14 protein-coding genes are annotated in these 23,932 nt (G+C 68.0%); 13 read left to right on the top strand and 1 reads right to left on the bottom strand.

What is annotated here, in order from left to right; genetic code table 11:
- Positions 1 to 370: 370 nt before the first annotated feature.
- A complete protein-coding gene (locus ACFVHY_RS14410; RefSeq protein WP_390272827.1) occupies positions 371 to 1,954 on the top strand; it encodes a SpoIID/LytB domain-containing protein in 1,584 nt (527 codons plus the stop codon).
- 4 nt (positions 1,955 to 1,958) lie between these two features.
- Here ACFVHY_RS14410 and ACFVHY_RS14405 read toward each other — a convergent pair whose 3' ends face one another.
- Complete coding sequence (locus ACFVHY_RS14405) at positions 1,959 to 2,645, bottom strand: GAF and ANTAR domain-containing protein (RefSeq protein ID WP_390272824.1); 687 nt, start codon at positions 2,643 to 2,645, stop codon at positions 1,959 to 1,961.
- Positions 2,646 to 2,933: 288 nt separating this feature from the next.
- On the opposite strand from ACFVHY_RS14405, the gene glf reads away from it, so the two are divergent.
- From glf to pks13, 12 genes are all read left to right on the top strand, one after another.
- Entirely contained in the window at positions 2,934 to 4,142 is a 1,209-nt protein-coding gene (gene glf, locus ACFVHY_RS14400) for a UDP-galactopyranose mutase (RefSeq protein ID WP_205333301.1), read from the top strand.
- Complete coding sequence (locus ACFVHY_RS14395) at positions 4,143 to 6,083, top strand: glycosyltransferase (protein WP_390272822.1); 1,941 nt, start codon at positions 4,143 to 4,145, stop codon at positions 6,081 to 6,083.
- Entirely contained in the window at positions 6,067 to 6,852 is a 786-nt protein-coding gene (locus tag ACFVHY_RS14390) for a phosphatase PAP2 family protein (protein ID WP_390272819.1), read from the top strand. The genes ACFVHY_RS14395 and ACFVHY_RS14390 overlap by 17 nt, the downstream gene beginning before the upstream one ends.
- On the top strand, positions 6,849 to 7,769 hold the full coding sequence (locus tag ACFVHY_RS14385; protein WP_058250933.1) for a decaprenyl-phosphate phosphoribosyltransferase: 921 nt from the start codon (positions 6,849 to 6,851) through the stop codon (positions 7,767 to 7,769). Before ACFVHY_RS14390 ends, ACFVHY_RS14385 begins: the two co-directional genes overlap by 4 nt.
- Positions 7,756 to 9,843, top strand: a complete 2,088-nt coding sequence (zomB, locus tag ACFVHY_RS14380; RefSeq protein ID WP_390272817.1) for a flagellar motor control protein ZomB — start codon at positions 7,756 to 7,758, stop codon at positions 9,841 to 9,843. Before ACFVHY_RS14385 ends, zomB begins: the two co-directional genes overlap by 14 nt.
- Positions 9,844 to 10,225: 382 nt before the next feature.
- Positions 10,226 to 11,215 (top strand): alpha/beta hydrolase family protein, encoded by a 990-nt coding sequence (locus tag ACFVHY_RS14375; protein ID WP_004021369.1) that lies wholly within the window; start codon positions 10,226 to 10,228, stop codon positions 11,213 to 11,215.
- A 516-nt stretch (positions 11,216 to 11,731) separates the two neighbouring features.
- The gene (locus ACFVHY_RS14370; RefSeq protein ID WP_390272815.1) at positions 11,732 to 13,255 is read left to right on the top strand and encodes an alpha/beta hydrolase-fold protein; all 1,524 of its coding nucleotides are present in this window, start codon (positions 11,732 to 11,734) and stop codon (positions 13,253 to 13,255) included.
- A 270-nt stretch (positions 13,256 to 13,525) separates the two neighbouring features.
- A complete protein-coding gene (locus ACFVHY_RS14365; protein WP_065631375.1) occupies positions 13,526 to 14,062 on the top strand; it encodes a DUF732 domain-containing protein in 537 nt (178 codons plus the stop codon).
- A gap of 1 nt (position 14,063) precedes the next feature.
- Positions 14,064 to 15,077 carry a cutinase family protein gene (locus ACFVHY_RS14360; protein WP_390272812.1) on the top strand — a complete coding sequence of 338 codons (1,014 nt, stop codon included), beginning with the start codon at positions 14,064 to 14,066 and terminating at the stop codon, positions 15,075 to 15,077.
- Positions 15,078 to 15,311: 234 nt separating this feature from the next.
- Positions 15,312 to 16,322, top strand: a complete 1,011-nt coding sequence (locus ACFVHY_RS14355) for an LLM class F420-dependent oxidoreductase (RefSeq protein ID WP_205333297.1) — start codon at positions 15,312 to 15,314, stop codon at positions 16,320 to 16,322.
- Between the two features lie 258 nt (positions 16,323 to 16,580).
- Positions 16,581 to 18,482, top strand: coding sequence for a long-chain-fatty-acid--AMP ligase FadD32 (fadD32, locus tag ACFVHY_RS14350; RefSeq protein WP_269553609.1), 1,902 nt, complete (start codon positions 16,581 to 16,583; stop codon positions 18,480 to 18,482).
- A gap of 116 nt (positions 18,483 to 18,598) precedes the next feature.
- Positions 18,599 to 23,929 carry a polyketide synthase Pks13 gene (pks13, locus tag ACFVHY_RS14345; RefSeq protein WP_390272808.1) on the top strand — a complete coding sequence of 1,777 codons (5,331 nt, stop codon included), beginning with the start codon at positions 18,599 to 18,601 and terminating at the stop codon, positions 23,927 to 23,929.
- The last annotated feature ends 3 nt before the right edge of the window (positions 23,930 to 23,932 follow it).

Here is a 23,932-nt window from a genome sequence, read left to right as displayed (position 1 = left end):
CGTCGAAGCCACCAGGACTTCGAAGTCGTCGACTGTGCTCGGTACGGCGGTCATCGTCGCCGTCAGGTATCGACGACGGCGGCGACACACGCCGCGCATCGGTAACTCGTGATGTTCTTGTTATCTGTGTGACGGGTGTGACTGATGTGCTGATGCCGGACGGTGAGGTGGCCACGAATCCGGGACCTGACCCCCGCGCCAGAGGTCACGGCGGCCCGGGCAACTCGTGATCCGGTTGTGATCCCCTCGGGTTGGAGATCGGCATCTGAGTTCACTAGGGTCACTTAAGTCCCAATCGTCACATCAGTCACAGGCGTTACGGGCGGTGCAGAAGACTGCCGCCCGCGGCTGGTGTCGTCGCGACCGAAGGATGTGTTCTGCAGTGACCAAAGCCCGACCTACACGGCTTCTGCCGCGATGGACGGCGAGCGGCGTGCGGCCCGGACGGGCCCGCAACCGCGCGTTGACCTGGGCCGCGGCGGGGCTGGCGCCCGCACTGCTGGCCGGTGGACTCGCTGTCGCGAGCTCATCGGAATCGGCCGAACAGGTCGAGCTCTCGGTCGGGTCGACGGTGACGCTTATCGGGCACGGTCATGGCCACGGCCGCGGAATGGGGCAATGGGGAGCGTACGGCTACGCCCGTAAGGGCTGGACGGCACAGCAGATCCTGCGCCACTACTACGGTGGCACCACCGCGGGGAAGGTGGACAGGCCCGAGATCCTGGTGGCCCTCACGGGTCAGGGCTCGGTGAATGTGCACGCGGACGCCGGCATGCGAGTCGGTGGTCAGACGGTGGCTCCCGGGCAGGCGGTCAGCCTGTCCGGGGGCACGGCCACCATCCGCAGCGGGTGCGGCGGCGGTGCGGTGCGGTCGGTGCCGGCCACCTTCGTCGAACCCCTGAGCATGGCGCCCAACCGCCCGGCCGGTGAATTCCTCAAGTTCTGCGGATCGAACAAGGCCTACCGCGGGGCCATGGGCCTCGAAGGCGGGCGCGTGGTGAACCGCATCCACATCGACGACTACGTCAAGGGCGTCATCCCGCGCGAGAGCCTGCCCGCCTGGGGCGACTCCGGCGGCGCGGCGGCGCTGCAGGCGCAGGCCGTGGCGGCCCGCACCTACGCACTTGCGGCGATCGCGGGCGGCAAGAAGATCGACGACACCCAGAATTCGCAGGTCTACGGCGGTGTCTCGGGCGAGGACCGCCGGACCAACGCGGCTGCCGACGCCACCGCCGGCCAGATCCTGATGCAGAACGGTCAACCGGCTTTCACCGAGTTCTCCGCGTCGACCGGCGGCTACACGGCCGGCGGACGTTTCCCGGCCGTCGTCGACGAGGGCGACACGGTCTCGCCCAACCACAACTGGACCGCCACCGTCAGCGCGGGCAGCATCGGATCGGCGTTCGGAGTCGGTGCGCTGCGGAGCTTCGAGGTGATCGAGGCCAACGGCCTGGGCGCCGAACACGGACGCGCGATCAAGGTGCGCGCGGTCGGCTCCGGCGGGACCGCGGAGGTGAGTGGCGAGGAAGCTCGAACCAAGCTGCAGCTGAAGTCGTCGTGGTTCGCGGTCCAGGGTCAGCCCTCGCCGCCGCGGATCGTCAAACCGCCCACCGGCCCGGCGTCGCCCGGCGGCGGGGGCATCGACTTCGGCAGCCTCAACCAGCTCGCCGAACAGATCCTGCCGGGATCGTCGAAGTTCCTCGACATGGCGACGTCGGCGATGAACGGACGGTTCGCGGACCTCGGCGGGATCACCGGACCGCTGGGCCAGGCGCTCGGTGTGCCGACCCTGACCCCCGATGCCGCGGGCGTCACCCAGCTCTTCGAGAAGGGGATGATGTTCTTCACCCCGGCCACCGGACCGCGGGTCCTCGTCGGCAAGGGGCTCGAGCGCTACCAGGATCGCGGCGGCATCCCCGCGCTCGGCTTCCCGAAGCGCGACGCGTTCCGCTGAGAGCTCAGTCGCCTTCCGGTCCCGCTTCGACGATCTGAGTGGCGACCTCCACGAGTTTGGTGTTGGTGTCCTGCGACAACCTGGCGAGCAGTGCGAACGCTTCGTCGGCGTCGAGCCGGTAGCGCTCCATGATCATGCCTTTGGCCTGCCCGATGATGTCCCGTGTGCCCAGTGCGGCGCGGAGCTGCTGCTTTTCCTGCACGGCTCCGAAAGTGGTCGCGGCGTGGGCTGCGAACAGCTCACCGACCTGCAGGGCGTCCTGAGTGAACGCGTGGGGACGGGTGCTGTGGAGATTCAGTGCGGCCGAGTCGCCGCCGTCGATGTAGAGGTAGAAGCAGGCCATCGACCTGATGCCCAACTCGGCTGCGGCGGCGGCGAAGGCCGGCCAGCGGGTCTCGGCGGTCATGTCGTCGATGCACACGGTGTGGACGCCGATGGCCGCGTGCAGGCACGGGCCCTCACCCAGCTCACGTTGCAACCGGTCCGCCTCGCCGCCGAGGTGGCCCACCATCACCGGTGTCTCGATCGTTCCGTCCGTGACCATGGTCACGGTCGCGTATTCGGCTCCGGGAACCGCGTCGACCGCGAACTTGGTCATTGATCGAAGCGCTGCCTCGGCGTCGTCGCTCTCTCTGCGCATCTCGTTCGCGATCCGCGCCATCTCAGCCCCGAAGTCCGCCAATTCGGTCACCTCTGCCTCCTCGTGAGACATCGTCGCGCGCGCCTCAGCTGGACCGACAGCAAAGCGCTGGCTGTTGAACACCCGTTGTCGAGAGCATCATTATGCCGCGCCGTACGCGAGACCGAGACGACCAGCACCTACCGTTGCGCAACTGGTCCCAGAGGTGACGACGTCATCACTAGGAGACCGAGCCGATGGCCACCCGCCCAGGCCCGGGCATAGAAACATCCCCCGGCTTCCGTGCCAGGCCACGTGGCTCGGAGATTACTCAGGGAGGGTCCGTTACCCTGAGGACCCGTGGCAACCAGTAGCAGCTATGACCTGATCGTCGTCGGCTCCGGATTCTTCGGCCTCACCGTCGCCGAGCGGGCCGCGACGCAGCTGGGCAAACGGGTCCTCGTGCTAGATCGGCGCGACCACCTCGGTGGCAACGCGTACTCCGAGGCCGAGCCGACGACCGGCATTGAGATCCACAAGTACGGGGCGCACCTGTTCCACACGTCCAACGAGCGGGTGTGGGAGTACGTCAACCAGTTCACCGACTTCACCGGCTATCAGCACCGGGTGTTCGCCCTGCACAACGGGCAGGCCTACCAGTTCCCGATGGGCCTCGGGCTGGTCAGCCAGTTCTTCGGCCGTTACTTCAGTCCCGACGAGGCGCGGAAGCTGATCGCCGAGCAGGCCAGCGAGATCGAGACCGCCGAGGCGCGCAACCTCGAGGAGAAGGCGATCAGCCTGATCGGCCGCCCGCTCTACGAGGCGTTCATCAAGCACTACACCGCCAAGCAGTGGCAGACCGATCCCAAGGAACTGCCCGCGGGCAACATCACCCGACTCCCGGTCCGCTACACCTTCGACAACCGCTACTTCAACGACACCTACGAGGGTCTACCGGTCGACGGTTACACCGCGTGGCTCGAGAACATGGCGGCCGACGACCGCATCGAGGTGCGCCTGTCCACCGACTGGTTCGACGTCCGTGAGCAACTGCGCGCGGACAGTCCCGACGCCCCGATCGTCTACACCGGCCCCGTGGACCGTTACTTCGAGTACTCGGCCGGCCGACTCGGCTGGCGCACACTCGACTTCGAGACCGAGGTGCTCGACACCGGCGACTTCCAGGGCACACCGGTGATGAACTACAACGACGCCGACGTCCCGTTCACCCGTATCCACGAGTTCCGGCATTTCCATCCCGAGCGGGACTCCTACCCCGACGACAAGACGGTCATCATGCGGGAGTTCAGCCGGTTCGCCGAGAACGACGACGAGCCGTACTACCCGATCAACACACCCGAGGACCGGGCGATGCTGACCACCTACCGTGACCTCGCCCGCACCGAGACCGCAAGTGCCGGAGTGTTGTTCGGCGGTCGCCTGGGCACCTATCAGTACCTCGACATGCACATGGCGATCGCGAGTGCGCTCACCATGTTCGACAACACCCTGGCACCGCATCTGCGTGATGGTGCGCCGCTGGTGGCCGACCCCGCAGGAGCCGAATAGATGACGGTGACTCCCGTGAACCAATCCGACATCCCCGACGCCGGAGTGGGGCCGTCGAAGGCGAAATCGCTTCTGCAGCGGGTGATCTTCCCGCGCGCAGGCGAACCCCTCGACGTCCGGTCGCTGTACGTCGTGGAGTCCGAGAGCAACAACCGCCGGGCGCACGCCCCCAGCCGGACCTCGGTGCTCCTCGGTGCCGAGTCCGAGGTGAGCTTCGAGACCTACTTCAACGCCTTCGCCGCGGCCTACTGGCGCCGCTGGAGCATCCTCGACTCCGTGGTGCTCCGCGTCGAGGTGATCGGCACCTGCCGCGTCGACCTGTACCGCTCCAAGATCGACGGGTCGCGGATCGGCATCGGCGGTGACCTCGTGGACACCGACGAAACCGGCCGCGGCGTAGTCGAATTCGAGCTGGACCTCGGCCCCTTCGAAGACGGCGGCTGGATCTGGTTCGACGTCACCACCGACACCGACACCGAGATCGTCTCCGCCGGTTGGTACGCGCCCGTCGAAGCGCCGACCCCGGACGCGGAGACCAAGCGCGTCACGGTGGGCATCCCTACCTTCAACCGACCCACCGACGCGGTGAACGCGTTGGCCGCGTTGACCTCCGACCCGATGGTCGACGAGGTGATCGACGCGGTGATGATGCCCGACCAGGGCACCAAGAAGGTCATCGACGAACCCGGTTACACCGAGGCCGCAGCCGCTCTCGGCGACCGGCTGCACATCTTCGACCAGGGCAACCTCGGCGGCTCCGGCGGATACGCGCGCATCATGTACGAGGCGCTGCGGCTCACCGACTCGCCCTACGTCCTCTACATGGACGACGACATCGCGATCGAACCCGACTCGATCCTGCGGGCGCTGGCCATGTCGCGATTCGCCAAGGCGCCCATGCTCGTCGGCGGTCAGATGCTGAACCTGCAGGACCGCAGTCACCTCCACTGCATGGGTGAGGTGATCCGGCGCGACACCTTCATGTGGACCGCCGCGCCGTTCGTCGAGTACGACCACAACTTCTCCAAACACCCACTGCGCGACCGCGAGAACTCGAAGAATCTGCACCGGCGAATCGACGTCGAGGGCAACGGTTGGTGGATGTGCATGATCCCGCGCGAATGTGCGGAGCAGATCGGCCTCCCGATGCCCCTGTTCATCAAGTGGGACGACTGGGAGTTCGCACTCCGCGCGTCGAAGGCCGGTTATCCCACCGCCACCGTGCCGGGTATCGCGATCTGGCACATGGCCTGGAGCGACAAGGACGACGCGATCGACTGGCAGGCGTACTTCCACCTGCGCAACCGGCTCGTCGTCGCTTCGATCCACCACGACGGCCCCATCAAGGGGATCGTCCGGTCGATGACCAAGGCGACCGCAAAACACCTTCTCTGCCTGGAGTATTCGACGGTCGCGATCCAGAACGAGGCGATCCGGGACTTCCTCGCCGGACCCGATCACATCCGCAGTCTGCTGCCCACCGCGCTGCCGAAGGTCGCGCAGATGCGCAAGCAGTATCCGGACGCGGTCGTCCTCCCCTCGGCGACCGAGCTGCCGCGGACCTCGGGCGAGGCAACGCATCTCGGCACCTCCATCCCGCTGAACCCGATCAGCAAGATCAAGGCGCTGACCGCCGCGGTGGTGAACAATGTCCGCCCGGCCGATCCCCGGCATCACGAGGTGCCGCAGGCCAACTTCCCGCCGATCGAGGCGCGATGGTTCTCCCTCGGACGGGTCGACGGTGTCACCGTCACCACCGCCGACGGCCGCGGCGTCGTCTACCGGCAGCGCGACCGCGAGAAGATGATCGAGCTCGCCCGGGAACATTTCGCCCTCGTGAAGGAACTGCAGGACAAGTTCCCGGAGATGAAGCAGCAGTACAGGTCTGCGCACCGCGACCTGACGTCGAAGGAGAGCTGGGCGGGTGTCTTCGGAATCTGATGGTCCGGTGATCGGCAGCGGGGGCGACACGGTCCTGGAGGACCGTGCGGAGACGGGGAAGGTCCCGGCCGACGACACCCCGCGTCCCCTGAACGGCGAGGAGAAGGCGCTGGTCGCCATCCAGGCCGGGATCGGCGCCCGCCCGGGCGTGCGCCCGGCCGCGCGCGGGCTGTCGCACATCGGTGAGCACGCGCTGGGTTGGCTCGCGATCTCGGGGGCCGGGTGGGCCCTGGCCCGCCGCCGCGGTGACGTACGGGCACAACAGCTCTGGCTCGAGGCTGGAGTGGGCGCCTTCGGCGCGCACGCCGCGTCGGTGATCATCAAGCGGATCGTGCGCCGCCCGCGGCCCGCACACCCGGCGATCGCCATCGGGGTGTCGACGCCGAGCAAACTGAGTTTCCCGTCCTCACACGCCACCTCGACCACCGCGGCCGCGATCCTCATCGGCCGCGCCGCCGGCTGGGACCCGAGGGTGCTGCCCGCTGTGCTGGTCCCGCCGATGCTGCTGTCCCGACTGGTGCTGGGCGTTCACTACCCGACCGACGTCACCGCGGGTGCCGCGATCGGTGCCGCGAGCGCAGCGGCGGTCATCGTGGGCGATAAGGTGCTGCTCGAACCCACCCGGAATGACCAGGAGTCCGGACGTGCCCGCCGCGCGGCGCGCGTCCTGGCCCGGCTCGGCCTGACGGCCGCGGTCCCCGGCGGGACGCTGCGTCTTGCCGCGTCCCCCGTCATCGCGCGGGTGACACGACACAGGGAGAGTGCATGAGCGAGGAGCCGATCGAGCACGGGAAGGTTCTCGGACCGCCGAAGAACCTGACGTCCGGGCTGATCAAGGCCGTCCGGCCGCGGCAGTGGGTCAAGAACGTCCTGGTGCTCGCCGCTCCGCTCGCCGCGGGCAACATCACCGACGTCTCGGTGCTGGGCTCCGCCGGTATCGCCTTCGTCGCCTTCTGCCTCGCCGCGTCGAGCATCTACCTGGTCAACGACGCGATGGACGTCGAGTCCGACCGCAACCACCCGACCAAGCGGTTCCGGCCGATCGCGGCCGGCGTCGTCCCGGTGACCCTGGCCTATGTCCTCGCCGTCGTCCTCCTCGTCGGCTCGATCGGCATCGCGTTCCTCGCCAACTGGCAGACGGCCGTCGTCATCGCCATCTACCTGGTGATCCAGCTCGGCTACTGCTTCGGCCTGAAGAACCAGGCCGTCATCGACATCTGCATCGTGTCGTCGGGCTTCCTGCTGCGCGCCATCGCCGGTGGTGTCGCCGCCGAGATCGTGCTGTCGCAGTGGTTCCTGCTCGTGATGGCCTTCGGGTCGCTCTTCATGGCGGCGGGTAAGCGCTACGCCGAACTCCAGCTCGCCGAACGCACGGGCGCCAAGATCCGCAAGGCCCTCGAGTACTACACGACCACCTACCTGCGCTTCGTGTGGACCCTGTCGGCGACTGCGGTCGTGATCTTCTACGGCCTGTGGGCCTTCGACAAGGGCTCCGACCACGACACCAACGTCGCGTACGCCATCTCGATGGTGCCGTTCACCGTGGCGATCCTGCGCTACGCCGTCGACGTCGACGGGGGTGCCGCGGGCGAGCCCGAGGAGATCGCGCTCGGCGATCGTGTCCTGCAGCTGCTCGCCGTGGCGTGGCTGGTGTGTGTGGGTGTCGCGGTCTATGCAGTCAATTGACGGATCGCCAACCGGATTCCGGGCGCTGACGACCGGCCGCACCAAGGTCGCGGCCGTCAGTTTCGTCGTCGGGGCCGCCGTCGTCACGACGTTCTTCGCGATCGGTGCGTGGCAGCGCCGGTGGATCGCCGACGACGGACTCATCGTCCTGCGGACGTTGCGCAACCTCTTCGCCGGCAACGGCCCGGTCTTCAACGCCGGGGAGCGGGTCGAGGCGAACACCTCGACCGCCTGGACCTACCTGCTGTGGTTCTGGGCGTGGATCACCGACGGTCAACTCGAGTACGTCGCGCTCTGGGTGGCGCTGGTGTGCTCGGTCGCCGCGATCCCGATCGCGATGTACGGCAGCGCGCGACTGTTCGGGACACGCATCGGCGGGCTCACCGGCGACGGCTGGACCCTGCTGCTGCCGTTCGGCGCGGTCATCTACATCGCCATTCCGCCCGCGCGCGACTTCGCCACGAGCGGGCTCGAGAACGGACTCTGCATCTTCTGGGCGGCCGTCCTGTGGTGCCAGCTCGTCGCCTGGGCGCGGCGCGGCGCGCACACGAGCCGCAGGAGCGCGGCGGCCACGCTCGTACTCGCCTTCACCGCCGGTCTGGCGCCGCTGATCCGGCCCGAACTGGCGATCCTCGGCGGCCTCGTCCTGCTGCTGGTGTTCTTCGCGCCCCTCGGCTGGAGGATGCGTCTGGGCGTCGTCGTGGTCGCGGGGACTCTGCCGGTCGGCTACCAGATCTTCCGCATGGGCTACTACGCCCTGCTGGTTCCCAATCCCGCGGTCGCGAAGGACGCCAGCGGTGCCAAGTGGGACCAGGGCTTCGCCTATCTGACCAATCTCTTCGGCCCGTACGTGCTCGTGCTGCCGGTCGTCCTGGCGGCGGTGGCCGGGGTGCTGCTGGTCGTCGGCGGCCGCATGCGGTCGAAGAGGGCCGATGCCACGGGTGCCGACGCGACCGCGGATTCGGTTGAGGCAACGGCCGACTCGACGACGGACTCCCGGTCGTCGCGCCTCGCCGGATGGTCGCGCCGGCTGCAGTCCTCGACCGCGGTCGTGACCGTCGTGGTCCTCGCCGGCATCGTGCTGATCGTCTACTGGATGCGTCAGGGCGGCGACTTCATGCACGGCCGGGTGCTGCTCGTTCCGGTCTTCATCACCCTGTTGCCCTTGATGGTCGTGCCGGTGACGATTCCCGCCCACGCCGGTGCGGCATTCCGTCGCCGGCCGTCGACGGACTCCGAGTCCGTGATCTCCGACCCGGTGGACGACGCCGCTGCACCGGTGACCGCACCCAGCCCCGCCGACCGCCGGCGCGCGCGGGCCCAGCTGGTCGGCGCGGTGGCCATGAGCGCCATGTGGATCACCGTCGTCGTGTGGGCGGTCTCCACCCACGCCAACGTGCTGCCGAACGCGGGAATCGACATCGGCCGCAGCGGCATCGTCGACGAGCGCCGCTTCTACGTCACCAACATGGGCAACGAGAATCCCGTGACCGCCGAGGATTACCTCGACTACCCGCGCATGAGTGCGATGGTCGAGAAGATCGACGAGTACCGCGAGGACGGCGGCGTCATCCTGCCGTCGTTCAACTACGACGAGTGGTACGTGGCGCAACTTCCCGGCGTGATGCCGAAGGGTGCCGAGCGGCAGGTGACCGTCTACTTCCTCAACCTCGGCATGACGAGCATGAACGCCCCGCTGGATGTGCGCGTCATCGACCAGATGGGTCTGGCGTACCCGCTCGCCGCGCACACCGAGCGTCTCGAGGACGGCCGCATCGGCCACGACAAGATCCTGCCGAGCGAGTGGGTCGTCGCCGAGGCCGGGGCATACCCGCGCCGCCCCGTGCTGCCCGGTTATCTCGACGAGGACCTGGTCCGTCAGGCCCAGGTGGCGCTGCAGTGCCCGGAGACCAAGGACCGGTTCGCCTCGTTCGAGGCACCGTGGTCCTTCGACCGCTTCAAGCACAACCTGCGTCAGGCGTTCACCTTCAACAGCTATCGCATCCAGCGTGAGCCGGAGTACGAGATCCAGCGCTGCGGCCTGGAGATGCCACCGCCGGTGAACCCGCGCTAGTGACGCGCGCCCGGGCGCGGCACCCAACCACACGACGCCAAGAGAATCCCGAGAAAACGCGGGGTCGAACCTGTGGAGTTGCCGTCGAACATCTCGGATCGGTAACGTCCCCGTGGGCGCGGCCGATAGAAAGGTCGTGACTGAGGCGTTCTGAACTGCTGGGACGCCGAAGTGACGGGGGTTGTGATCGCGATCACATGGTTTGTCACGTTCGGGGGCATCGAATAGGCTCGCCGACGGTGAATCGCATGCGAGAACGACTCGTGAACGACGTCGCGCCGCGCAATGAGCCGGGGGACGAAAAATGTGTGACGCACAAGGACCGGTAGGCCACCGGGGACCATGAGTTCCGGCCGATCGGCTGAAGAGGGAGATTCTGTACATGCGTGAAGCTGCCACCGAGGCGCCGAGGCCTGCGCGCAACCGGATGAGCAACCGGTTGATCGCCGCTTTCGTCGCCATCCTGACAGTTGTGGGACTGACCGGTGTCGTCGCCGGCCAGGCCAACGCCCGGATCGGCGGAACGCAGGTCGGCAAGCAGGAGTTCTGGGTCAACGGCTGCGGCATGCCGAACGTCAAGGTCCGCGCCTGGAAGAAGCCCGGCAACTACAAGACCGTCATCCTCCTCGACGGCATGCGCGCCCAGTACGACTACAGCGGCTGGGAGATCAACACCAACGTCCAGGAGATGGTGAAGTCCGGCGTCAACGTCGTCGAGCCCATCGGTGGACCCGCGAGCTTCTACACGGACTGGGACGCACCCAGCAACTTCAACCGGCAGCCCTACCGGTACCGCTGGAACTGTGTCATCAGCCGGACTCTCATCAGTGCGCTCGACGCCCGTGGCTTCCGCGTCGGACCGTCGAAACGCTACGCCATCATGGGCCTGTCCATGGGTGGTAACGCCGCACTGGTCCTCGGTGCCCAGAACCGCCAGCACTTCGACCGCGCCGGCTCGCTCTCGGGCTACAACTTCCTGAGCGCGCCCGGCATGCGTACCGCGCTGCGCCTGGCGATGCTCGACGTCGATCCGAAGCCATGGAACATCGACGCGATGTGGGGCCCGCCGTGGAGCATCCGCTGGTTCCAGAACGATCCGTTCTGGAACATCGGCCTGATGCGCGGGATGAAGGTCTTCGTCGGTTCCGGTAACGGTCTGTTCGGCCGCTACAACGCGCTGCCCAACGTGTTCGACGACCTGTTCAAGGGCTCGACCCTCGAACTGCTCGCGTTCACGCAGTCCAAGGCCTTCGAGGCTGCGGCCTTCGTGCAGGGCGTCCCGCTGATGACCTACTACGCCAACGGCACCCACGCCTGGGGCTACTGGCAGGACATGATCTGGAACGCCAAGAACCGCGGGTTCTTCCGCTGATCTGACATCGCCGGTCCGCCGGCCGCACGACGCCCCGCCCGGGTTTCCGGGCGGGGCGTCGTCGTGTCAGCTCGCTCCTCGTACCTGCGGCCTGATGGTCGTCGTGGACCACGAAAGCCCAACCACTGCTCCCTGAGGAGGCCGGAGCTTGCGGAGGCCGTCACGAAGGGTCCTGGTGAGATGACGTCGCCAAACCCTTTGTGACGCGCCCTCCGCAGGCTCCGGGCGCTCCTCAGGGAGCCAACGCAGCCGCGCCCTCCGCAGGCTCCGGGCGCTCCTCAGGGAGCCAACGCAGCCGCGCCCTCCGCAGGCTCCGGGCGCTCCTCAGGCAGCAGGCCGGGATATCAACTGTCACACAAATCCCATGTGTCACAGCGTGGCGTGCGGACAGGGCTCGCTGTGGCGTGTAAGAAACTCCTGAGGCGTTTGATACTCATGAGGCACGTGTGACTGACGGGGAATCGGTCATGACGCTGCGGGCGCCGGCGTACAGGGGCGAAGGAGTTCTGGAGAGTGATGCGGCGAATCAGTGGTACAGGCAGGGTCGACGCGCGACCGGCTGACGCAGGACAGGGTGACGCGCGCCCGGCCGGTCGTCGGGGGGCACTTCGCCCGGTGACGGCGGCCGTGGTCGCGCTGGCGACCGCCGCGGTGCTCGTCATCGGCAACGGTCTCGCCGGCGCCGAGCCCGCCCCGGCCCCGCCTGCCCCCGCGGCCCCGCCCGCGCCCCCGGCGTCGCCGAGCGCTCCGGCGCCCGCGCCACCGAGCTCGCGCGCCCCGGTCGCCCCGGCGTCGGTGCCGGCCGCCCAGCCGGCGAAGGTGACGAACACCTACTGGTACACCGACCGGCGCGTGGCGCTGTGGGTCTACTCGCCGGCGATGAACACCAACATCCAGGTGCAGATCCTGCTGGCCCGTGACTGGCACGCGAAGCCGAAGGAGAAGTTCCCGCAGCTGACGATGCTCGACGGCCTGCGCGCGCAGGACGATCAGAGCGGGTGGATCATCAACACCAAGATTGTCGACTTCTACAAGGACAAGAACGTCAACGTCATCCTGCCGATCGGTGGTGAGTCGAGCTTCTACACCGACTGGAAGGAACCCGACCGCGGGAAGAACTACAAGTGGGAGACGTTCCTCATGCGGGAACTGCCGCCCATCTTGGAGAACGATTGGCGCTCCACGGACGTCCGCGGCATCGAGGGACTGTCGATGGGTGGCTCCGCGGCGATGATGCTGGCCGCGCGCAATCCCGGCTTCTACAAGTTCGCGGCGTCGTTCTCGGGGATCCTGCAGCTGAGTTCGTTCGGCATGCCGCAGGCCATCCAGTTCGCGGTGCGCGACGGTGGCGGCTACGACTCGATGAAGATGTTCGGTCCGCCGTCCGATCCGGCGTGGAAAGAGCACGACCCCTATCTGATGGTCGACAAACTGCAGGGCACGAGCCTGTACGTCTCCTCGGGCAACGGCATGGTCGGGCCGCACGACAAGCCGTCGGACATCCCGATGCTCGCGACCAACTATTCCGGCGTCGGACTCGAGATGCTGAGCCGCGTGACCTCGCAACAGTTCGCGATCCAGTTGAACCGCAAGGGGATTCCGGGCCAGGCCAATTACCGGCCGTCGGGCACCCACACCTGGCCGTACTGGGAGTTCGAGATGATGCAGGCGTGGCCGCAGGCCGCCGCGGCACTCGGACTGTCGCGCGACGCGGTCGCATGCCGCGTCGACGGCGCCTTCCGGAAGGTCTGGGACGCCAACAAGGCGACCCTCGGTGGCTGCCTCACCCCGTCGTACCCGGTTGCCGGTGGCAAGGCACAGGACTTCGCCGGCGGACGCATGTTCACCGGCCCGAAGGGTCCGAAGATCGTCACCGGCGCGATCGGTGGCGCCTACGTCGCTGCCGGTGGACCCAGCGGACGTCTCGGCAAGCCGACGACCGACGAACTCCCGACCCGCGACGGCAAGGGCCGCGTCAACCACTTCGAGCACGGCCGGATCACCTGGACGGCGAAGGACGGCACCAAGGTCCTGAAGTGACGGTCAGAAGGAGGGGACGGGGCGCCGACGGTGCCCCAACCTCGACCCCACGTGTGTACGGCCTGAAACTTCGCTGAGGAATCGGACCGTTACCGCAGGTGGTGCTGGTGCGGCGGCCGGAACGGCCCCGCGCGGACGGTAGCCTGACGTGGTGTGCGATGCAGGGTGCCCCTGCGTTGCGATCGGCCGCAGGCCGGACGTGAGTGTCGCCGGACGAGACCGTTCGGCGGTGCGTTGATCTCGACCCGAAAGGTTCGGCAGGAAGTGGCGATGACAACGAAGTGTGTGCGGCTGGTGCTGGCCGTGACGGGCCTCGCTCTCGCGCTCGGGTCCGTGTCGGCCTGCGCCGACGACTCGACGGCCAGTGCGCCGATCACCAACAACCCGGTCACGACGACATCGCTGTACTCGGCCGCTCCCTCGACGAGCGCGTCGCAGGGGTCCACATCCGAGGAGACCACCCCGTCCACGCCCGGCGGCACGTCGGAGCTGCCGGCGACCGAACCGAACCCCAGCACGAAGGTCCCGGCCAGCTTCCCCGGACCCAGCGGCCAGCCGCTCGACGACAAGGCCCGCGCGTATCTCGCCGCGTTGAAGCAGCAGGACGTCACGTTCATGGGTGACAACGACAATTCAGTGGCCCTGACGATGGCGAAGTACGTCTGTGGCGCCAAGCAGAAGGGCACCGACCCGAGCATGGTGAAGGCCTTCGTCACCGCTTCCGTGGGTCCGGGGGCGGACAACGTCGAGGAAGCGAACTCGAAGGCCGACAAGGTCATCCGCGCGGCCGAACAGCACTACTGCTGACGTGGCCGCTCGACGCAACGCCGCGGGCCGCACCCGGAAGGGTCCCGTCCGGCGGCTCGGCGCTTTCGCGCTGCTCCTCCTCGCGCTCGCGGTCATCGCGATCGTGCTCATCGTCGTGCTGGTCCTGGTGTGGCTGGCTCCGGGACCCGCGCCGATCGGCCCCGGCGGGCCGTCGACGACCCCGCCGTCGAAGGAACGGCCGGATGCACAACCGGCGGACTGCCCGGACGTCCTGACCGTCGTCGTGCCCGGGACCTGGGAGTCCAGCGCCGACGACGATCCGTACGCGCCGTCGGCGAATCCGAACTCGTTGATGCTGCGCGTGTCGCGTGCCCTCTCGAACGACTTCGACTCGTCCCGCAGCGAGATCTACACCGTTCCCTACACGGCGCAGTTCCGGAATCCGACCAACCTGGCCGACCGGCAGGCCGATTACAACGTGTCACGCACGCAGGGGTACAAGCGTGCGGCGGGCAAGATCATCTCCACCAACGAGCGCTGCCCGCTGACGAGCTACGTGATCATGGGATTCAGTCAGGGTGCGGTCATCGCCGGAGATCTGGCCAGCAACATCGGCAACGGCCGGGGCGTGCTCGAGGACGGTGACCAGGATCTCGTGTTGGGCGTCGGGCTGATCGCCGACGGTCGGCGCCAACCGGGTGAGCAGAACGACATCGAGCCGAGCCCGAGTGGCGTGGGCGCCGAGATCGCGCTCGGTGGCATGGGCAACCTCGTTCCGGGCATCTCCATGACCGGCCCGCGCACCGGCGGTTTCGGCGACCTCCGTGACCGGGTTCAATCCATCTGTGCCCCGGGCGATCTCATCTGTGACTCGCCAACGATCGTCAACCCGCTGGCGGCGGTGTCGAAGCTGGCGAACGCGGCGTCCAATCCCGTCCACGCGATGTACGCGACCACCCGCTATTGGGAGAACGACGGTCAGACCGCGACCCAGTGGATGTACGACTGGTCCAAGGATCTGATCGAGGACGCACCCCGGCCGAAGCACAACTGACCGGCAACCTGCCGGTCACGGCTCACCGGATAGAAGCGTCTCCAGACGCGACTCACCCGACCGGGCGCATCGTCGAACTAACCGGCCGGTAACGTCTTCTCGCGGCTGCGGCCGATTCGTTTGGCGGCGCCGTCACGCTGCATTAACGTGTTGGGCTGGCCCGAGGAACACCGCGGTGCGCCGCACACGCCGCACGCGACCTCACCAGCCGGCGATCACGATGAGAGGACAGCGATGACGCAACCCCCGAGCGATGCCGGTGCCACCTCGGCCGGATTGCGGAAGTTCCGCTTCGGCGCGGGGGGTGAGGGCAACAAGGACGAGGGCGGTGCCCGCAAGTTCGTCAAGCTGGCGCAGACGGCCGAGGAGTACGGCTACGACACCTTCGCGGTGCCCGACCACCTCGGCAACCAGGTCGGTCCGCTCGCGGCCCTCGGCGCGCTGACGCAGGCCACCAGCACGATCCGCCTCGCGACCTCGGTGCTGGCCAACGGCTGGCGTCATCCCGCCCTCCTCGCCAAGGAGGCCAACACGATCGACGTCCTGAGCAGGGGACGACTCGAGTTGGGCATCGGCGCCGGGTGGATGAAAGAGGAGTTCGACAAGGCCGGCATCGAATTCGAGTCGCCCGGCGTCCGCATCCGTCGCCTCGACGAGGCGTTGACCGTCCTCGACGGCCTCATGCGCGGGGAGACCGTGAACTTCGACGGCGAGTTTTATCAGATCAACGGCCTCGAGGGCAGTCCACGGCCGCGGCAGGGACCGCGTCCGCCGATCGCCGTCGGCGGCGGTGGACCCAAGATGCTCGCCCTGGCCGCCAAGCATGCCGACATCATCTCCGTCGCGCCCGGCACCACCACCGACGGCAAGATGAAGCTGTCCGACATGACCATCGAGAAGACCGCCGAGCGTGTCGACCGGATCCGGCAGGCCGCCGGCGACCGGTTCGACGAGCTCGAACTGAACTGGACGATCGCTGTCATCGTCATCACCGACGATAGGGTCGCCACCGCCGAGATGGCGCTGAAGGCGCTCGAACAGGGTTATCCGCCGAACATCGCGCACGACACCGAGTTCACCGTCGACGACGTGCTGACCTCGCCGTACATCGCGATCGGGAGCTTCGACGAGATCGCCGACCAGATCCGGGAGGTGCGCCGCCGCACCACCATGTCCTACGTCGGGGTGTTCCCCACGCAGATGGATGCTTTTGCGCCCGTGCTGGCGCAATTGAAGGGGGAGTAGGATGGCCGACGGTCTCGCGAGTCAACAGCGAGGTGACGGGTCGGTGAACCCGGGGGCGCGCGTCGAAGGGCGACGCGCGCTGATGCGAAGCCGAGCATGACGAACGCGAGTTTTTTCGTTGGGTAACTGGACGTGCGCTACCGTATCCCGCGGTCGGCACAGGACGTGGACAGCAGGACTGCGCGGTGGTGTCGCCAAGACCTCGCCGGAGAACTGCGCCCGCGTGGGGGAGTCCACGAGGGGGCACAGGAGTAATGAATGCTGAGTACTGAACTCGAAGACTTTCTCGATGAGACCGGGAACATCTCTTTCACCGAGGAAGCGACCCTGGTCGACTATGTCGAGCAGAACGTCCGCGAACAGGCCGACACACTGGCCTACCGGTTCATCGACTACAGCCGCGAACGCGATGGCGAGCCCCAGGATCTGACGTGGGCCCAGTTCGGCAAGCGACTCCGCGCCGTCGCGGCACGTCTGCAGCAGGTCACCAAGCCGGGTGACCGCGTGGCGATCCTCGCGCCGCAGTCGCTGGAGTACGTGATCGGGTTCTTCGCGGCGCTCTACGCCAGCAACGTCGCCGTCCCGCTGTTCTCCCCCGACGAGCCCGGGCACACCGACCGGCTGCACGCGGTCCTCGACGACTGCAAGCCGACCGCGATCCTCACCTCGACGAAGTCCGCCGAGGCGGTGCGTGACTTCTTCGCGCCGCTGCCGGCCAAGGAGCGTCCGCGCGTCATCGCCGTCGACGCCGTCCCGGACTCGGTCGGGTCGAGCTGGGTGGCACCGGTCGCCGGTCAGGACCACAACAAGGACACCGTCGCCTACCTGCAGTACACCTCGGGCTCGACGCGCGTCCCGGCCGGTGTGGAGATCACCTATCAGGCGGTCGCCGCGAACGTGCTGCAGATCTCCGACACCATCGGCATCGATCGCAAGGCCCGCGGCGTCACCTGGCTGCCGATGTTCCACGACATGGGTCTGCTCACCGTGATCCTGCCCGCGCTCGGCGGCCGCTACATCACGATCATGAGCCCGCAGGCGTTCGTGCGCCGTCCCGGTCGCTGGATCAAGGAACTCGCCGCCGCCGCCGACGGCGCGGAGACCTTCGCCGCGGCTCCCAACTTCGCCTTCGAGCACGCCGCCGCGCGCGGTCTGCCGAAGGAGGGCGAGGAGCTCGATCTCTCCAATGTCATCGGTCTGATCAACGGGTCGGAGCCGGTCACCGTCAGCTCGATGAAGAAGTTCAACGAGGCGTTCGCGCCGTACGGGCTGCCGAAGACGGCGATCAAGCCCTGTTACGGCATGGCCGAGGCCACGCTGTTCGTATCCGCGACGCAGCGCGAGAACGAGGCGAAGGTCGTCTACGTCGACCGCGACGACCTCAACGCCGGCAGTTTCACCCTCGTCGACTCCGACGCGCCCAACGCGGTCGCGCAGGTGTCGTGCGGTCAGGTCGCGGTGAGCCAGTGGGCCACCATCGTCGACACCGAGACCGCGACCGAACAGCCCGACGGCCACGTCGGGGAGATCTGGTTGCACGGTCTGAACATCGGCGCCGGCTACTGGAACAAGCCGGAGGAGACCGAGGAGACCTTCCACAACAAGCTGGTCACCCCGCTCCCGGAGAACAGTCACGCTGAGGGTGCGCCCGCGGACGCGATCTGGATGCGCACCGGCGACTTCGGGGTCTGGCTCGACGGTGAGCTCTACATCACCGGGCGAGTCAAGGACCTGGTGATCGTCGACGGCCGCAACCACTACCCGCAGGACCTCGAGTACAGCGCGCAGGAAGCCAGCGACGCGCTGCGCCCCGGCTTCGTCGCCGCGTTCTCGGTGCCGGCCAATCAGTTGCCGGGCGAGGTGTTCGAGTTCGCCGGCAGTGGCTTGAAGCCCGACGCCGACGACGCGTCCGAGCAGCTGGTCATCGTCGCCGAGCGCGGACCCGGCCGCAAGGCCGACCCGCAGGAGGTCGCCGACACCGTGCGTGCCGCGGTGGCCCAGCGTCATGGCGTGATGGTCCGCGACGTCCTGCTGGTTCCGGCCGGCTCGATCCCGCGCACGTCGTCGGGCAAGATCGCGCGGCGCGCGACCCGTGCGGCCTACATCGACGGCAGTCTCCGGGGCGGCTACAAGCAGACGGCGTTCCCGGACGCCGAGTAGCGAATCTGCGGACCCGGGCGGGGTGAGTGCGTCGAGTTGCCGCGCCCGGACACCCCGCGGGCTGATAATGCACCCGGCACCAGTTCAGGTGCCCCGAGATCAGTAGTCTGGAAGCGATGTCTGAACTGAATACCGACGAGGCCCGCAGTATCGATTCCGCCGCGGCCGGCACCGACGGCGAGACCGCCGGTGACCTCACTGTCGACCAGCTTCGTGATTGGCTGCGCGAGTGGGTGTCACAGGCGACCGGGCTCCCCGTCGAGCAGATCGCCGTCGACCGTCCCATGGAGGAGCTCGGTCTCTCGTCCCGCGACGCAGTGGCGCTCGCCGCCGACGTCGAGGACAAGACCGGCGTGATCCTCACCGCGACGGTCGTCTACAACCATCCGACGATCGCCACGCTCGCGCAGCGCATCATCGAGGGCGACCCCGACGAGGGCGCCGACGGCGACGCGGACACCTTCTGGCGGCGTGAGCGCAACGCGGACGACGACATCGCGATCGTCGGGCTGTCGACCCGGTTCCCGAAGTCGGGCACGACTCCCGAGTCGACGTGGGACGCGCTGATCGCCGGCGTCGACGGTGTCTCGGACCTGCCCGCGGATCGGTGGTCGGAGTTCCGGTCCGATCCCCGGCTCGTCGAGATCCTCGACGCGGCCAACACCAAGGGCGGTTATCTCGACGACGTCCGCACGTTCGACGCCGACTTCTTCCAGATGAGTCCGCGCGAGGTCGAGATGGTCGACCCGCAGCAGCGTCTCGCGCTCGAGCTGACCTGGGAGGCACTCGAGCACGCGCACATCCCGCCGAGCGATCTCAAGGGTGCACCGGTCGGTGTGTTCATCGGCTCCTCCACGAACGACTACCAGCTGCTGGCGACCCTCGGCCTGAGTGAGGGCGCCGAGGACACCGCCGCGTATGCGCTGACCGGCACCTCCACCGCGATCGTCGCGAACCGGGTGTCCTACTTCTACGACTTCCGCGGGCCGTCGATCGCCCTCGACACCGCGTGCTCATCGTCGCTGGTGGCCGTCCATCAGGCCGTCCGCAGCCTGCGGACCGGCGAATCCGACCTCGCGCTGGCCGGCGGCGTCAACATGATCATCAACCCGGCGGCCACGCTCGGTTTCGACAAGATCGGCGCCCAGGCGGCGGACGGACACGTGAAGGCCTTCTCCGCCGACGCGGACGGCTTCATCCGCGCCGAGGGCGGTGGCCTGTTCGTCCTGAAGCGACTGTCCGACGCGCGCCGTGACGGCGACGACGTCCTCGCGGTCATCGCGGGCTCGGCGGTCAACAGTGACGGCCGCTCGAACGGCCTGCCGGCCCCGAACCCCGAGGCGCAGGTCGACGTCCTGCGGGACGCCTACGCCGATGCCGCGATCGATCCGCGCACCGTCGACTACGTGGAGGCCCACGGCACCGGGACCATCCTCGGCGATCCCATCGAGGCCGACGCCCTGGGCCGCGTCGTCGGTCGCGGGCGTCTGCCCGGCTCGCCGATGCTGCTCGGGTCGGTCAAGACGAACTACGGTCACATGGAATCGGCCGCGGGCGCGGGTGCGCTGGCCAAGGTCGTGCTCGCGATGCAGCACGGCACCATCCCGGCGTCGCTGAACTACAGCGGCCCCAACCCATACATACAGTTCGACGCCAACAATCTGCAGGTCATCCCGGAGGCCACCGAGTGGCCGCGCTATTCCGGTCATGCCGTCGCCGGTGTCTCCGGATTCGGTTTCGGCGGCACCAACGCGCACGTCGTCGTCCGCGAGGTGCGGCCCGAGGACCTCGCGCCGGCGTCCGCGCCCGCAGGCGATGCGGGCGCATCCGAGTTGCCGGCGTCGGCGACGCTGCCGGGAGAGTCTGACCTCGACGAGGACGATGAGTTCCTCACCGAGGCCGAGCGCGCCGTGCTCGCCGCGCAGGCGAAGAACATCGATCCGGTGATCGAGGAGACCGCGCCGGATCCGGCCGCCGGCTTCGCCCCGTGCGCCGTCGAGGGTTCGGTTGTGCCGCTGGTGATCTCGGGCTTCCTGCCGTCGCGTCGGCGCAAGACCGCTGCCGATCTGCTCGAGTGGCTCGAGTCCGACGAGGGACGGTCGACGCCGCTCGCCGACATCGGCCGCGCGCTGGCACACCGCAACCACGGACGTTCGCGAGCCGTCGTCATGGCCCGTACGCACGACGACGCGATCACGGGCGTCCGGGCGGTGGCCGAGGGCAAGAGCAATCCGCTTGTCTACTCGTCGGATTCGCCCGACGCCGCGTCCGCGGTCTGGCTGCTCTCCGGATTCGGCTCGCAGCACCGCAAGATGGCCAAGCAGCTGTACACCGAGAACCCGATCTTCGCCAAGTACGTCGACCGGGTCGACGAGCTGGTGCAGAACGAGCTCGGGTACTCGATCGCGGAGATGTTCGTCGACGACGAGCAGACCTACGGCATCGAGCAGAGCCAGGTCGGCATCTACACGATCCAGGTCGCGCTCGCCGACACCCTGCGGCACCACGGCGCCGAACCCGGTGTGCTCGTGCCGCATTCGATGGGCGAGGCCTCGGCCGCGTACATCAGCGGCGGTCTGTCGCTCGAAGATGCGACGCGCGTGATCTGTCAGCGCTCACGCCTGATGGGCGAGGGCGAGTCGATGCTCCAGGGCGACGACATCCGCCTGATGGCGCTCGTCGAGTACAGCGCCGAGGACATCACCGACGTCCTCACCGACTACCCCGACCTCGAGATCTGTGTCTACGCCGCTCCGACGCACACCGTCATCGGCGGACCGGAGTCGCAGGTCGACGCCATCGTCGAGCGTGCCGAGAAGGAGGGCAAGCTCGGACGCAAACTGGCGACCAAGGGAGCCAGTCACACCTCGCAGATGGACCCCCTGCTGGGTGAACTGGCCTACGAGCTCACCGGTATCACGCCGCTGCGGCCCACCACCGGGTTCTACAGCTCGGTCGACCGCGAGGTCTTCTATCGTGCCGGTCACGAGCCCGTCCACACGATCGACTACTTCACCAAGGGCCTGCGCCACAGCGTGTGGTTCAGCCAGGCGATCGCGAAGTCGGTGGAGAACGGCCATCGCACCTTCCTGGAGCTCTCACCGAACCCGGCCGTCCTGATCTCCGTTGCCGCGGTGACCTTCTCGGCCGGGCTGCACGACGCCGAGCTCATCGAGACCCTGCGGCGCAAGGAGGACGAGAGCTACGGTCTCGTCAACGCGTTGATGAAGCTGTACGTGCACGGACATCCGGTCGACGTCGCATCGCTGTTCGGTCGCGGTGGTCACGCGGCCGTTCCGCGTACCCGCTTCGAGCGCAAGGAGTTCTGGCTCACCGCGAAGATCTCCTCGGGCGGCTCGGCCGGCACCGTCCCGGGTTCGCACGTGGCGCTGCCCGACGGCCGTCACGCCTGGGAGGTCAATGCGGCCGCGGTCACCGATCCGCGCGAGCTGGTGCGTGCCGCGGCGGCCCAGGTCCTGGCGAATGCGGCTGTCGGAGCGTCGGTCGCGCACGGCGCCATCCCGGCGTCGGGAACCCTCACGACGACGCTGAGCCCGCATCCCGGCGGTGCGGCGGTGACCGTGCACGCCAAGGCGGACAAGAACTTCCAGCTGCTGTTCGAGGCGGCGGTGACCGGCGACCTCGACGACACCGCAGGTGAGGTCACGGCCGCGCCGGCTGCGCCGGCACGGTCCGGTGCCGAGGTGTTCGCCGATGACACGGTGGTCGTCGAGGACGACGTCGTCGACGACATCGGCAACCGATGGAGTCCCGAATCCGGTGAGACGGTGGGTGATCGGCTCGCGATCATCGTCGGCGAGTCGATGGGTTACGACCCCGAGGACCTGCCGCGCGAGATCCCGCTGATCGAGCTCGGTCTCGACTCGCTGATGGCGGTGCGGATCAAGAACCGCGTCGAGTACGAGTTCGACATCCCGCAGCTGCAACTGCAGGCGATGCGCCAGGCGAACCTCGCCGACGTCGAGAAGTTCGTCGACTTCGCGGTGACGCATCGTGATCAGCTCGACGATCTCGCCCAGAATGCCGCCGGCGGTGGCGAACTCGACACCGCGGCGCTCAATGCCTACATCGACGAGCAGAACGCCGGCGGCGAGTCGGCAGCCTCCGCACCGGCCGGCCAGTCCGACGAGGCCGGCGAGCAGTCGCCGGAGCCGAAGCGGCACATCGCCGAGGATCTGACCGACGTCGAGCAGGCGGTCGCGAACTCGCCCGAACCGGAGGTGCCGTCACGCGAGGAGGCGGTCGAGGAGTCGGCCGCTCCCGCGGCAACCCCGAAGCCGGCCACCGACATCACCTCGCAGCGGGCCGTCGCCGAGGCGGCCGGCTCGGATGTGCCGCCCCGCGATGCCGCTGAGCGGTTGACCTTCGGCACCTACGCGGTGGTCACCAAGACCTCGGCCGGCGGCATCTTCAACAAGCTGCCGGTCCTGTCGGAGGACGTGGCCCAGCAGCTCACCGATCGACTCAACGAGCGCACCGGCGGGGATCTCGACGTCGAGGACATCCTCGACTCCGAGACGATCGAGGAGATGTCGAACTACGTGCGCGAGCATCTCGATGCCGGCGCGTCGACCGACGGGTTCCTGCGCTACCTGCGCCTCGTCCCGGACGGCAAGAAGGTCTATGACCCGTCCGCCGGCGACCCGACGCCGATCCTGCTGTTCCATCCCGCGGGCGGGAACACCTCCGCCTACGAGGCGCTGCTGAAGCGTCTGCCGGCGGACCGGCCCGTCATCGGCTTCGACCGTGGAGTCGAGGGATCGATCGAAGACCGTGTGCGCGAATACCTTCCGCGCCTGCGTGAGCTGCAGCCGCACGGCCCGTACGTCCTGGTCGGCTGGTCCTTCGGCGGTGCGCTCGCCTATGGCGTCGCGCAACTCCTGCGTGAGGCCGGGGAAGAGGTCGCCTTCGTGGGCCTCATCGACGTGGTGCGCCCCCGCGCGGACATGACCGAGACGCCGGACAGCAAGCGGGCGCGGCTCGAGCGCTGGAAGGAGTTCGCGATCCGCAACTACGACCTCGACCCCGATGTGCCGATCCCGATGGATCGGCTCGTCGAGGCCGACGACGAGGGGCAGTTCGCGATCATCATGGAGATGATGTCGATGTCGGGCACCAAGATCCCCGGCGGCATCATCGAACACCAGCGGACCTCGTTCATCGAGAACCGCGTGCTGAGCAGCATCGCGCCGGAACCCTACGACGGCAAGGTCGTGCTGTACCGGGCCGACAAGATGCACGCCGGCGCCGTCGAACTCGAACCGCAGTGGGCCGAGATCGACGAAGACGGCCGCTGGGGTGAGGTCGTCGACGACCTGGAGATCATCCACGTCGGCGGTGACCACCTCTCGATCGTCGACGAGCCGTACATCGCCAAGATCGGCAACGACCTGGCCGCGCGGGTCGGACGGCTCGATGAGCAGTAGCGG

This window comes from Gordonia sp. NPDC127522, assembly GCF_042672305.1.
Lineage (GTDB): Bacteria > Actinomycetota > Actinomycetes > Mycobacteriales > Mycobacteriaceae > Gordonia > Gordonia hongkongensis.
This window is presented reverse-complemented; position numbering and strand designations above follow the sequence as displayed.

Bases quoted from the DNA above. Each gene is read 5' to 3' on its own strand.
- ACFVHY_RS14395 (WP_390272822.1), top strand. From the start codon at position 4,143: ATGACGGTGACTCCCGTGAACCAATCCGACATCCCCGACGCCGGAGTG.
- ACFVHY_RS14355 (WP_205333297.1), top strand. From the start codon at position 15,312: ATGACGCAACCCCCGAGCGATGCCGGTGCCACCTCGGCCGGATTGCGG.
- ACFVHY_RS14385 (WP_058250933.1), top strand. From the start codon at position 6,849: ATGAGCGAGGAGCCGATCGAGCACGGGAAGGTTCTCGGACCGCCGAAG.
- fadD32 (WP_269553609.1), top strand. From the start codon at position 16,581: ATGCTGAGTACTGAACTCGAAGACTTTCTCGATGAGACCGGGAACATC.
- ACFVHY_RS14365 (WP_065631375.1), top strand. From the start codon at position 13,526: ATGACAACGAAGTGTGTGCGGCTGGTGCTGGCCGTGACGGGCCTCGCT.
- ACFVHY_RS14370 (WP_390272815.1), top strand. From the start codon at position 11,732: ATGCGGCGAATCAGTGGTACAGGCAGGGTCGACGCGCGACCGGCTGAC.
- zomB (WP_390272817.1), top strand. From the start codon at position 7,756: ATGCAGTCAATTGACGGATCGCCAACCGGATTCCGGGCGCTGACGACC.
- pks13 (WP_390272808.1), top strand. From the start codon at position 18,599: ATGTCTGAACTGAATACCGACGAGGCCCGCAGTATCGATTCCGCCGCG.
- ACFVHY_RS14375 (WP_004021369.1), top strand. From the start codon at position 10,226: ATGCGTGAAGCTGCCACCGAGGCGCCGAGGCCTGCGCGCAACCGGATG.
- ACFVHY_RS14410 (WP_390272827.1), top strand. From the start codon at position 371: ATGTGTTCTGCAGTGACCAAAGCCCGACCTACACGGCTTCTGCCGCGA.